Raw genomic sequence first — 11,237 nt, forward strand, 5'->3', positions numbered from 1 at the left:
TAAGTCACTCGGGTATTCGGCTCAAAAGAGCGGCGGTTCGCTCATTCTGCGAGTCGGGCCTGTGTCTCTTTGTTGGCGTCTCTTTAAATCGATGCCGCCGCGTGGTTACTTTCCGATAGCTCTCTACTCGCGGGTAACTCCTACAGTTGGCCTATGCGCCGAGCGAAAATTGTCTGCACACTTGGGCCAGCCACCGACTCATATGAGCGCATCGCCGCGCTCGTGGAGGCGGGCATGGACGTGGCGCGGCTCAACCTCAGCCATGGCGCCCACCGCGAGCACGAGCTCCGGTACCAGCGGGTCCGCCGGGCCGCCGCGGAAAAGGGGCGCAGCATCGGAATTCTGGCCGACTTGCAGGGGCCGAAGATCCGTCTCGGCAGCTTTCGGGAAGGCCCGGTCCTCCTGGAGGCGGGCGACGAATTCACCATCACGACCGACGACGTCCCCGGCGACCACAGCCGCTGCGGCACCACCTACGCCGGGCTGGCCGGCGACGTCGGCGTGGGCGAGCGCATTCTCGTCGACGACGGCCGCGTGGCGCTCGAGGTGGCCGCGGTCGAGGGGGCGAATGTCCACACGGTGGTGCGCGAGGGCGGCCTGGTCTCCGACCACAAGGGCCTCAACCTGCCCGGGGCCGCCGTCTCCGTCCCCGCCCTCTCCGGCAAGGACGTGGAGGACCTGCGCTGGGCCCTGCGCACCGGCGTGGACGTCATCGCGCTCTCCTTCGTCCGCAGCGGGGACGACATCAAGGACGTGCACCGGGTGATGGCCGAGGAGGGGCGCTTCCTCCCGGTCATCGCCAAGATCGAGAAGCCGCAGGCGGAGCGGAACCTGCGGGACATCGTCGACGCCTTCGACGGGATCATGGTCGCCCGCGGCGACCTGGGCGTCGAGATGCCGCTCGAGGCGGTGCCGCTGGTCCAGAAGCGCGCGGTCAAGCTCGCCAAGCGGAACGCCAAGCCGGTCATCGTCGCCACCCAGATGCTGGAGTCGATGATCGAGTCCTCCCGGCCCACCCGTGCCGAGGCCTCCGACGTGGCCAACGCGGTCGTGGACGGCACGGACGCGGTGATGCTCTCCGCCGAGACCAGCGTGGGCCGTTACCCGGTGGAGACGGTGCGCACGATGAGCCGCATCGTCGTCGCCGCCGAGGAGGAACTGCTCTCGCACGGCCTGGTGCCGCTGACCGAGAGCGGCAAGCCGCGCACCCAGGGCGGGGCCGTCGCCAGGGCCGCCGCCGAGGTGGGCGACTTCCTGGAGGCCAAGCTGCTCGTCGCCTTCACGCAGAGCGGCGACACCGCCCGGCGCCTGTCCCGCTACCGTTCGCCGATCCCGGTCGTCGCCTTCACGCCCGACCCGGCCACCCACGCCCAGCTGACGCTCACCTGGGGTGTGGAGAGCCACCTGGTTCCCACGGTGCAGACCACCGACGAGATGGTGGCGCAGATGGACGAGCAGCTGCTGCGCCTCGGCCGCTGCCGCAAGGGCGACGTCGTCGTGATGACCGCGGGCTCGCCGCCCGCCACCCCCGGCACGACCAACCTGGTGCGGGTGCACCACGTCGGCGAGGACGACGCCCCGCGCTGAGCCCCCGCGCGGCGCCCTGTGCGTCCCGCGAGCAGGCGGCCCCGCGAAGGGGCAGCACAGAGGCGCCGCCGCCTCTCACGGCAGGGCGGCGCCTCTTGTCACGCCCGTTGCCGGCGTGGTTGGCTACCTGGGTTTGAAAGCGCTTTCTACCCGCGCTGCCCGAAGCCAGGAGTCGCACCACATGGCTGAACCCGCGAAGCCGGCCGCCCGCACCCGTCTGCGCGCCGCCGTCGTCGGCACCGGCGGCATAGTCGTCGGGGCCCACCTGCCCGCCCTCTCCGCGCTGAGCGCGGAGGTGGAACTGGTGGCCGCGGTCGACATCGACCAGCAAGGCCTCGCCGACTTCCGCGAGCGCGCCGGAACCTTCGACGGCGTCGGCGAGGTCGCCGGCTACACCAACCTCTCCACCATGCTGGACGCCGAGCGCCCCGACCTGGTGCTCATCGGCACCCCGCCCTCCCTGCACCGCGAGCAGGCCGTCGCCGCGCTGCGGGCCGGCGCCTGGGTGTGGTGCGAGAAGCCGCTGTGCCTGTCCCTGGCCGAGTTCGACGAGATCGCCGCGGCCGAGCGCGAGGGCGGCCCGTACGCGGCGACGGTCGCCCAGCACCGCTACGGCTCGGGCGCGGTGCACGCCCGCGCCCTGCTGGAGTCCGGGGAACTCGGCGCCCCTTCGGTGGCCCACTGCCAGACCACCTGGTACCGGGACGCCGCCTACTACGCCGTCCCCTGGCGCGGCCGCTGGGCCACCGAGGGCGGCGGCCCGACCATGGGCCACGGCATCCACCAGACGGACCTGCTGCTGCACCTGCTCGGCGACTGGACCGAGATCCGGGCGATGGCGGCCCGGCTGGTGCACGAGGTGGAGAGCGAGGACGTGTCCACCGCGCTGGTCCGCTTCGCCAACGGGGCCGTGGCCACGGTGGTCAACAGCGTGCTCTCCCCGCAGGAGGTCAGCCGCATCCGCATCGACTGCACCGAGGCCACCGTCGAGCTCACCCACCTCTACGGGCACACCAACGAGGACTGGGTCTACACCCCGCGCCCCGGCCTTGAGGACGCGGAGCGCGTGAAGCGGTGGCGCACCCCGGCGGCCGACGTGCCCAGCTCGCACACGGCGCAGCTGAGGGGCGTGCTGGCCGCGCTGCGCGCCGGGACCAGGCCCGCGGGCAGCGGGGCCGACGCCCGGCGCACCATCGAGTTCAACGCCGCGCTGTACAAGGCGGCGTTCACCGGCGGTACCGTCCGCCCCGGCGAGATCGCCGAGGGCGACCCCTACTACGCCGCCATGCACGGAAACCATCCCGACTGGGCCCCTCAGGGAGCCGCTGGAAAGGCAGGGCAGCCGTGACCGCACAGCTCAGCGTCGTCCACGCCCACGGCGAGCGGATCGTGGTGAGCGCCGGGGACGTGGAGATCCTCTCCTACGTGTACCGGCCCGATCCGGAGCCGTTCGAGTCCCGCAAGCCGTACGCCCATCCGCTGCGCACCCTCTCCGGCCATCTGGTCTCCGGCTACCGGCCCAACGACCATCGCTGGCACAAGGGCCTGCAGATGACGGCGAGCCACCTGTCCGAGCAGAACTTCTGGGGCGGCAACTCCTACCTCCACGGGCAGGGCTACCAGCGGATTCCGGAGCGGGTCGGCTGGATGCGGCACGACGGCTTCACGCGGGTCGAGGCGGCGGGCGAGCGCGCCGAGTTCGCCGAGGAGCTCACCTGGATCAACCACGGCGGCCAGGAGTGGGCCCGCGAACTGCGCACCCTCGCCGTCCACTCCGCGGAGCCGGCCGAGGGGGCCTGGGCGCTCGACTGGTCGATCCGGCTGACCAACGTCCGCGGCGAGCCGCTGCACTTCGGCAGCCCGACCACGGCCGGCCGGGAGATGGCCGGCTACACCGGGCTGCAGTGGCGCGGCCCCCGGGACTTCACGGGCGGCCAGGTGCTGCTGCCGAGCGGGCCGATCGCCGACCAGGAGGCCATGGGCACCCCGGCCGCCGAGGCGCCCTGGCTCGGCTTCGTCGCCGAGCACGACGACGTGGACGCGCACTCCACGCTGCTCTTCGTCCACGCGCCGGAGAACGCGGGCGAGGCCGCCATCCACCCCTCGCACTGGTTCGTCCGCTCCTCGCCGATCCCGACGGTGGCCTTCTCCTGGGCGTTCTTCGAGGAGTTCGAGCTGGCGCCCGGGGAGTCCTTCGCGTACCGCTACCGGGTCGTCGTGGCCGACGGCGCCTGGGACGGGGCCCGGGTGGAGAGCTACCTGAAGAGCCACGCCTGGTAGGCCGCGCCCCCGGGAGCAGCCGTGCCCCCGGCGTATGCGACCGCGTACGCGCCGTCCGCGCGGCGCCCGTGTGCGCCGGGGGCTCATCGGCGTGCGGCCCTTCCCCGGCCCGCCCGGGCGGTTCCCCGCGCCCGGGCGGGCGCGGGGTCCGTACGCCGGGGAGGCGGCCGGGGGCCCTTTGCGACTCTTTCGCCGGAGTCGGGAAGTGAACCTTCGAAAGGAAGGTGAAGTGCCCCGGGTGGGATTCGAACCCACACTGAATACCTTTTGAGGGTATCGTCTCTGCCGATTGGACTACCGGAGCCCCTGCGATCCGAAGGGCAGTCTAGCCCCTCGATGCCTCAAACATACCTCAGATAGGTACCCTCGTTGATGCCCCATCTGGCAGGAAACCGGAGCCCCAAGGAGCAGCGTGAGCACCCCCGACGTCCCCGACGAGCCCACCACGGCGGCCGGCGCGCCCGGCCCGGCCGAAGACTCCGCAGCGGGGGACGGCGCGCATGTCCCCCCGAAGACCGCCCGCGTCGTCATCGCCGAGGACGAGGCCCTGATCCGGCTCGATCTGAAAGAGATGCTCGAGGAGGAGGGGTACCGGGTCGTCGGCGAGGCCGGGGACGGCGCGCGGGCCGTCGAGCTCGCCCGGGAGCTGGTCCCCGACCTGGTCATCCTCGACGTGAAGATGCCGGTCATGGACGGCATCTCGGCCGCCGAGAAGATCGCGGGCGAGAGCCTCGCGCCGGTGCTGATGCTGACCGCCTTCTCGCAGCGTGACCTGGTGGAACGGGCCAGGGACGCCGGCGCGATGGCCTACCTGGTGAAGCCCTTCACCAAGAGCGACGTCGTCCCGGCCATCGAGATCGCCGTCTCACGGTTCCAGCAGCTGAAGGCGCTCACCGAGGAGGTCGCCGACCTCGCGCAGCGGCTGGAGACCCGCAAGCTGGTGGACCGGGCCAAGAGCATCCTGCAGACCCAGTACGGGCTGACGGAGCCGGCGGCGTTCCGCTGGATCCAGAAGACCTCCATGGACCGCAGGCTGTCGATGCATCAGGTGGCCGAGGCGGTCATCCAGGACGCCGAGGAGAAGCGGCAGAAGCAACAGAAGTAGCGGTTCGTCAATTTCCGCTTCTTTTGCCCCATGTCCCATTTCGTCGCAGAGCGCGTTCGGCCAGGCCCGAACGCGCTCTTCGCATGTGTGAATTGACCGTCCCGGGATGCGGCTTCTTGGATGGATCGTCCGTTGACCGGTCAGTCGTGTTCAGTTTCCGGCGCGTGTCCTAGGTCACGAGGCGATCACATCTGTTGCGGCATGGTGTTCCGTCAGCTTGTCGGGCAATAGATTCCGCTGCACGCCGCGTAGGTGTGCGCTCTGCGCATGGAGTTGTGCGGCGACAACAGGTCTGGCTCGCTCCAGGGGGTTTTCGAAGTGCTCAACAAGACCATCGTGAGGCTCGCGATACCCATCGCGGCCAGCGCTCTGGTGCTCTCCGCTTGCGGTAGTGACGACGACGGAGGCGGCGGCGGGGACGGCCAGACTTACAAGATCGCCTATCAGGGCCCGATTTCGGGACAGAATGTCGCGTTGGGCGAGAATATGGCGAACGGCATCCAGCTCGCCATCGACGAGGCGAATGAATCGGGCGATTACGACTTCAAGCTGGAGTACTTCCCCGCCGACGACCAGGGCTCGGAGACCCAGGCCACGGCCGCCGCGCAGAGCGCCATCGACGACCCCGACGTGGTCGCCGTGATCGGCCCGGCCTTCTCCGGTCCCACCCAGGTCGCCGCCCCGCTCTACGGTCAGGCCGGGCTCGCCTCCGTCTCCTCGTCCGCGACCAACCCGACCCTGACCGACCAGGGCTTCGGCACCTTCCTGCAGGCCGTGCCGAACGACAACGCGCAGGGCGCCGCCATGGCCGAGTGGCTCGCGAGCCAGGACGGCGTGAGCAGCGTCATGGTCGTCGACGACAAGTCGCCCTACGGCGAGGGCCTGGCCGAGGTCGCGGTGAACGGCCTGGAGGAGGCCGGCCTCGACGTGGAGACGGCCAGCGTCCCCGCCGACACCGTGGACTACTCGAGCGCCGCGCACGACGTCGTGAGCTCCGGCGTGGACGCGCTGATCTACGCGGGTTACTACGAGGCCCTCGCGCCCTTCGCGATCCGCCTGAACGAGGCGGGCTACGACGGGATCGGGGTCTCGGGCGACGGCTCCAACGACGCGGAGCTGATCCACCTGGCCGGCGACGCCGCCGAGGGCTGGTACCTCACCTGCCCCTGCACCGACGCCACTCAGGAGGAGGCCACCCAGTCCTTCGCCGAGCGCTACCAGGCGGCCTACGACACCCCGCCGGGCACCTACTCCGCGGAGTCCTACGACGTGGCCAACATGATCATCCAGCAGATCGACGGCCTGCAGGGCAACGTGGACCGGCAGTCGCTCTACCAGGCCCTGGCCGGAGCCGAGTACGAGGGCCTGACCAAGACCTTCTCGTTCGACGAATCAGGCGCCTTCGCGGAGCAGAAGATCTACATGTACCAGGTGGACGGCGGCCAGATCGGCTACCTGGGTGCGGTAGACGAGCTGGCAGCCGGCTGACGGAGGACGAGTCCACGGCGGCGCGGGACCACCCCGGTGCCCGCGCCGCCGGGCGCGTTGCTCCGCCCGTTCCCACAAGGAAGTTTGCCCATGTCCGTTTCGGATATCTGGGACGTACTCGTCCTGGGGGTGGTGCTCGGCTCGCTCTACGCCGTCATCGCCATTGGTTACACGCTCGTGTACGGCGTCCTCCAGCTGCTGAACTTCGCGCACAGCGAGGTCTTCATGTCGGGCGGCTACGGGGGCGTTATCGCACTCACGCTCGTCGAGCCGGTCGCCGATCCCTCCGGCCTCCAGTCCTTCGGCTACGTCATTCTCGGCATTTGCGCCGGCGCACTTCTGGGCGGCCTTGTCGCCTTCGGCCTTGAAAAGGCCGCATATCTCCCGCTCCGCCGCCGCAACGCCCCGCGTCTGGTCTTCCTGATCACGGCGATCGGCGCCTCGTTCTTTCTGTACAACCTGGCGGGCAAGCTCTTCGGCCGGTACCCGATGCCGATGCCCACCATGTACGAGAACCGCAAACTGTTCGAAATATTCGGTACCAGCGTCAGCGTGACCCAGCTGATCATCGTCGTCACCGCGCTGGTGATGCTGCTCCTGGTCGACTTCGTCGTGAACCGCACCAAATTGGGCTCCGGCATCAGGGCCGTGGCGCAGGACCCGGAAGTGGCCTCGCTGATGGGGGTGAACATCGACCGCGTCGTCTCGCGCACCTTCGTGCTCGGCGGCCTCATGGGCGGCGTCGCGGGCTTCCTCTTCGGCACCAACCTCCAGGTCGAGTACACCATGGGCTTCCTGCCCGGGATCACGGCGTTCGCCGCCGCGGTGCTCGGCGGCATCGGCAACGTGCGCGGCGCCATGCTCGGCGGCCTGACCCTCGGCGTCGTCGAGGCCTTCACGGTCGAGCTGTGGGGCGACGCCTGGCGGTACGTCGGGGCGTTCGCGGTGCTGATCCTCGTCCTGATGTTCCGTCCTACAGGCATTCTCGGCGAGCGAGTGGGGAGGACGGCATGAGCGCCACGACCACGGCCAGGCCCGCGATGAGCGTGGCGGCCCGGCTTCGCCGGCGCCGGTGGTACCAGCAGCCGCGCTGGCAGCGGCTGTTCGCGATGGTGGTGCTCGCCCTCGTGATGACGCAGGTCACCGGCGCCCAGGGGGTGCGCGGCGACCTCTTCGCCGCCCTCCAGGACAACTTCACCGGCACCGGCCTGTGGATCTGGCTGGCCATCTTCGTCGGCATCTGGCTGGTGCGCGAGTTCCTCGGCGAGCCGCTGGGCCGTTACGCCTCCCTCGCCGGCCGCCAGGTGACCGGGCCCGCCCGGCGCGTCGGCGACCTGGTGCGGGGCAACCGCCTCTACCGCTGGGGCGGCCTCGCCCTCCTGCTGGCCTTCCTCATCGTGCTGCCGCTGATGGTCTCCACCTTCTGGCAGCAGGTGATGGTCGACCAGGTCGGCATGTACGTCATGGTGGCGCTCGGCCTCAACGTGGTGATCGGCTGGGCCGGCATGCTCGACCTCGGCTTCATCGCCTTCTTCGCCATCGGCGCCTACAGCGCGGCCTACTGGACCGGCGGGCTGCCCGTCGACCCGCCCTTCGAGGTCAACAACTTCCTGGCGATCCCGCTGGCCATGGTCACCTGCCTGATCGCCGGGGTGCTGCTGGGCGCCCCCACGCTGCGGCTGCGCGGCGACTACCTGGCCATCGTCACCCTCGGCTTCCACGAGATCGTCTACCTGCTGGCCAAGAACTGGAGCGAGTTCACCGGCGGCACCCGCGGCGCCCCCGGCCTGGACAGGTTCTCGGTCGACCTCGGCTTCTGGTCCTACAAGTGGGAACTCGACCCACAGCCCTACTACTGGCTGCAACTCGGCCTGGTCGTCGTGGTGCTGGCGCTGTTCCTGCGCCTGGAGCACTCCCGGGTGGGCCGGGCCTGGACCGCCATCAGGGAGGACGAGGTGGCCGCCGCGGCCACCGGGGTCAACACCGTCCGCTTCAAGCTGCTCGCCTTCGCGATCGGCGCCTCCACCTCGGGCATCGCGGGCGTCGCCTACGCGAGCAAGCAGGGCTTCATCAACCCCGAGCAGTTCGTGGTGCTGATGTCGGTGCTCGCCCTGTCCTACGTGGTGTTCGGCGGCATGGGCTCCATCCCCGGCGTCCTGCTGGGCACCGCGATCCTGGTGTGGCTGCCCGAGCGGCTGCGCGACACGGTCGACCCCCAGGACCGCTTCATGTACCTGGGCGGGCTCCTGGTGATCATGATGATCTACCGGCCGCAGGGCCTGTGGCCCTCCAAGCGCAGGCAACACGAGCTGAAGATGGCCGAGACCGGCACCGGCGGCGCCGACGCCCTGGGTGCCCAGCCGGGAGGTGGGCAGGCGTGACCAGCGACACGCGACAGGCGGCGGCAACGGCCGAGGACGCCCGGCGGGCCGGGGAAACCGGGAACGTGCTCGAAGCCTCGGGACTCACCCTGCGCTTCGGCGGGCTGACGAGCCTCAACGGCGTCGGCCTCACCGTGCGGCGCGGGCAGGTCCTCGCCGTCATCGGGCCCAACGGCGCGGGAAAGACCTCGCTGTTCAACTCGCTCACCGGCGCCTACGTTCCCCAGGAGGGCACGATCACCCTCCGGCCCAGGGCCGGGGGCGCCTACGAGCTGCGCGGCCGCAAACCGCACCGGGTCAGCCGGCTCGGGGTGGCGAGGACGTTCCAGAACATCCGCCTCTTCGGCGCGCTCACCGTGCTGGAGAACGTCAAGATCGCGGTCGAGACCCGGCAGCACACCGACCCGATCTCCATCATGCTCGGGCTGCCCAACGCGCGCCGCGACGAGCGCGAGAGCGACCGCAGGGCGCACGAGGTGCTGTCCTTCGTCGGCCTGGAACACCGGATCAACGAGCTGGCCTCCGCGCTCAGTTACGGCGAGCAGCGCCGCCTGGAGATCGCCAGGGCGCTGGGCACCTCGCCGGAACTGCTGCTCCTGGACGAGCCGGCCGCGGGCACCAACCCGACCGAGAAGCAGGACCTGGAGCAGCTGATCCGGCGGGTCAACACCGAACTCGACGTCAGCGTCCTGCTGATCGAGCACGACATGCGCCTGGTGATGTCGGTCGCCGACCATGTGGTGGTGCTCAACTTCGGGCAGAAGATCGCCGAGGGGAGCCCGTCCGAGGTGCAGCGCGACCCGGCGGTGATCGAGGCGTACCTCGGCTCGTCCGAGGGTGAGGACGCGGCGGTCGTGGAGGAACTGGTCGGGCACGCGGACCAGGCCGGCGAGCGGCCGGGCGAGCAGGCCGGCGGGGAAGAGAACGGCGAGGAGGAGCGTCCGTGAGCACACAGGTGGAGAGCGATCCGCTGCCCTCGGCGGAGCCTTCCGGCGCGGCGGCTCCGCCCGCCCTGCTCGAACTGCGGGACCTGCACGTCTTCTACGGCGCCATCGAGGCGCTCAAAGGCGTCAGCCTCACCGTCGGCGAGGGCGAGGTGGTCGCCCTGCTCGGGGCCAACGGCGCCGGCAAGTCGACCACGCTCAAGACCGCCTCGGGCATGCTCGCCCCCCGCGCCGGCGAGGTCCTGCTGCACGGCGAGCGGGTGGACGGGATCACGTCGCACGAGCTGGTCCAGCTCGGCATCGGCCACGTCCCCGAGGGGCGGCGGGTGTTCCCGCGGATGACGGTGCTGGAGAACCTCAGGATGGGGGCCTACCGGCTGCGCCGCCCCGACCCCGCCGACCTGGACCGGGTGTTCACCCTGTTCCCGGTGCTCGCCGAGCGCCGCAAGCAGATCGGCGGCACCCTCTCCGGCGGCGAGCAGCAGATGCTGGCCATCGGCAGGGCCCTGATGGGCAAGCCGGAGCTGCTGCTGCTCGACGAGCCCTCGATGGGCCTCGCGCCGCTGATCGTCCAGCAGATCTTCGAGATCCTGAAGGAGATCAACGCCCAGGGCACCACGCTGCTGCTCGTGGAGCAGAACGCCTCCAGGGCGCTCGCGCTCGCCGACCGCGGCTACGTCCTGGAGACCGGTTCCGTGGTGATGTCGGACGACGCGGATGCGTTGCTGGCCGACCCGAGGATCAGGGCCGCCTATCTCGGCGAGTCCGTGGAGTGACGCCGTCGTGGCGCCCGCCGGCGCGGGCGCCACGACGGTTCACGGCTGGGGAGGTGCCGTGGGCCCCGCCGCCTGGCCGGGCTGGGCGGCGGGGCGCAGCGCGCAGGTCAGCCGCGCCGTGCACACCCGCTTGCCGCGTTCGTCGGTGAGCACCACCTCGTACGTCGCCGAGGTGCGGCCCGTGTGCGCCGGGGTCGCCACCCCGGTCACCAGGCCGGAGCGCACCGGCCTGTGGTGCGAGCAGTTCAGGTCCACGCCCACCGCGATCTTGTTGGGGCCCGCGTGCAGCATGGCCCCGATGGAGCCCAGGGTCTCGGCGAGCACCGCGGAGGCGCCGCCGTGCAGCAGCCCGTAGGGCTGGGTGTTCCCCGCCACGGGCATCGTGCCGACCACCTGCTCCGGGCTCGCGCTCCTGATCTCGATTCCCATCCGCTCCCCGAGCCGCCCGGCCGAGAACAGCGCCGGCAGGTCGGTGCCGGCCGCGGTCCACTCCTCGATCACGCGGGCGGAAAACTCAGTGGGCACAGTGGGCGCAGCGGGCGCAGGGGGCTCCCCGGGCGCGGTCGGCGCCGCCGGGTCCGTGGGTTCCGCGGGCGCCGTGGGCGCCGGGGGCGTGGGTGGCACGGCCGGCCCCGGCGGCTCGGCGGAAGATCGTTCAACCATGCGCAGCGTTCTA

10 protein-coding genes and 1 tRNA gene are annotated in these 11,237 nt (G+C 70.8%); 9 read left to right on the forward strand and 2 right to left on the reverse strand.

Annotation, left to right across the window (positions count from 1 at the left end; genetic code table 11):
- Positions 1-153 precede the first annotated feature (153 nt).
- From pyk to D7294_RS13165, 3 genes are all read left to right on the forward strand, one after another.
- Complete coding sequence (pyk, locus tag D7294_RS13155) at positions 154-1,587, forward strand: pyruvate kinase (RefSeq protein WP_120679049.1); 1,434 nt, start codon at positions 154-156, stop codon at positions 1,585-1,587.
- A 181-nt stretch (positions 1,588-1,768) separates the two neighbouring features.
- The gene (locus tag D7294_RS13160) at positions 1,769-2,935 is read left to right on the forward strand and encodes a Gfo/Idh/MocA family protein (RefSeq protein WP_120679051.1); all 1,167 of its coding nucleotides are present in this window, start codon (positions 1,769-1,771) and stop codon (positions 2,933-2,935) included.
- Positions 2,932-3,867 (forward strand): DUF6807 domain-containing protein, encoded by a 936-nt coding sequence (locus tag D7294_RS13165; RefSeq protein ID WP_120679053.1) that lies wholly within the window; start codon positions 2,932-2,934, stop codon positions 3,865-3,867. Before D7294_RS13160 ends, D7294_RS13165 begins: the two co-directional genes overlap by 4 nt.
- A 230-nt stretch (positions 3,868-4,097) precedes the next feature.
- Here the strand turns inward: D7294_RS13165 and D7294_RS13170 are convergent.
- Positions 4,098-4,171, reverse strand: a tRNA-Leu gene (locus D7294_RS13170).
- A 108-nt stretch (positions 4,172-4,279) separates the two neighbouring features.
- Here D7294_RS13170 and D7294_RS13175 point away from each other — a divergent pair.
- The 6 genes from D7294_RS13175 (at position 4,280) to D7294_RS13200 (ending at position 10,561) form a co-directional block, all read left to right on the forward strand.
- On the forward strand, positions 4,280-4,972 hold the full coding sequence (locus D7294_RS13175) for an ANTAR domain-containing response regulator (RefSeq protein WP_120679055.1): 693 nt from the start codon (positions 4,280-4,282) through the stop codon (positions 4,970-4,972).
- 267 nt (positions 4,973-5,239) lie between these two features.
- Positions 5,240-6,460, forward strand: coding sequence for a branched-chain amino acid ABC transporter substrate-binding protein (locus tag D7294_RS13180; protein ID WP_120679057.1), 1,221 nt, complete (start codon positions 5,240-5,242; stop codon positions 6,458-6,460).
- 90 nt (positions 6,461-6,550) lie between these two features.
- On the forward strand, positions 6,551-7,474 hold the full coding sequence (locus D7294_RS13185) for a branched-chain amino acid ABC transporter permease (RefSeq protein ID WP_120679059.1): 924 nt from the start codon (positions 6,551-6,553) through the stop codon (positions 7,472-7,474).
- Entirely contained in the window at positions 7,471-8,841 is a 1,371-nt protein-coding gene (locus D7294_RS13190) for a branched-chain amino acid ABC transporter permease (RefSeq protein ID WP_120679061.1), read from the forward strand. Before D7294_RS13185 ends, D7294_RS13190 begins: the two co-directional genes overlap by 4 nt.
- Positions 8,838-9,788 (forward strand): ABC transporter ATP-binding protein, encoded by a 951-nt coding sequence (locus D7294_RS13195; protein WP_120679063.1) that lies wholly within the window; start codon positions 8,838-8,840, stop codon positions 9,786-9,788. Before D7294_RS13190 ends, D7294_RS13195 begins: the two co-directional genes overlap by 4 nt.
- A gap of 23 nt (positions 9,789-9,811) precedes the next feature.
- Positions 9,812-10,561, forward strand: a complete 750-nt coding sequence (locus D7294_RS13200) for an ABC transporter ATP-binding protein (protein ID WP_206619503.1) — start codon at positions 9,812-9,814, stop codon at positions 10,559-10,561.
- Positions 10,562-10,600: 39 nt separating this feature from the next.
- Here D7294_RS13200 and D7294_RS32625 read toward each other — a convergent pair whose 3' ends face one another.
- Complete coding sequence (locus D7294_RS32625; RefSeq protein ID WP_241562325.1) at positions 10,601-11,086, reverse strand: PaaI family thioesterase; 486 nt, start codon at positions 11,084-11,086, stop codon at positions 10,601-10,603.
- Positions 11,087-11,237: the final 151 nt, after the last annotated feature.

It is taken from the genome of Streptomyces hoynatensis (assembly GCF_003626535.1).
In the GTDB taxonomy this organism is placed as follows: Bacteria; Actinomycetota; Actinomycetes; order Streptomycetales; family Streptomycetaceae; genus Streptomyces; species Streptomyces hoynatensis.

Bases quoted from the DNA above. Each gene is read 5' to 3' on its own strand.
- D7294_RS13190 (WP_120679061.1), top strand. From the start codon at position 7,471: ATGAGCGCCACGACCACGGCCAGGCCCGCGATGAGCGTGGCGGCCCGG.
- D7294_RS13180 (WP_120679057.1), top strand. From the start codon at position 5,240: ATGGAGTTGTGCGGCGACAACAGGTCTGGCTCGCTCCAGGGGGTTTTC.
- D7294_RS13160 (WP_120679051.1), top strand. From the start codon at position 1,769: ATGGCTGAACCCGCGAAGCCGGCCGCCCGCACCCGTCTGCGCGCCGCC.
- D7294_RS13185 (WP_120679059.1), top strand. From the start codon at position 6,551: ATGTCCGTTTCGGATATCTGGGACGTACTCGTCCTGGGGGTGGTGCTC.
- pyk (WP_120679049.1), top strand. From the start codon at position 154: ATGCGCCGAGCGAAAATTGTCTGCACACTTGGGCCAGCCACCGACTCA.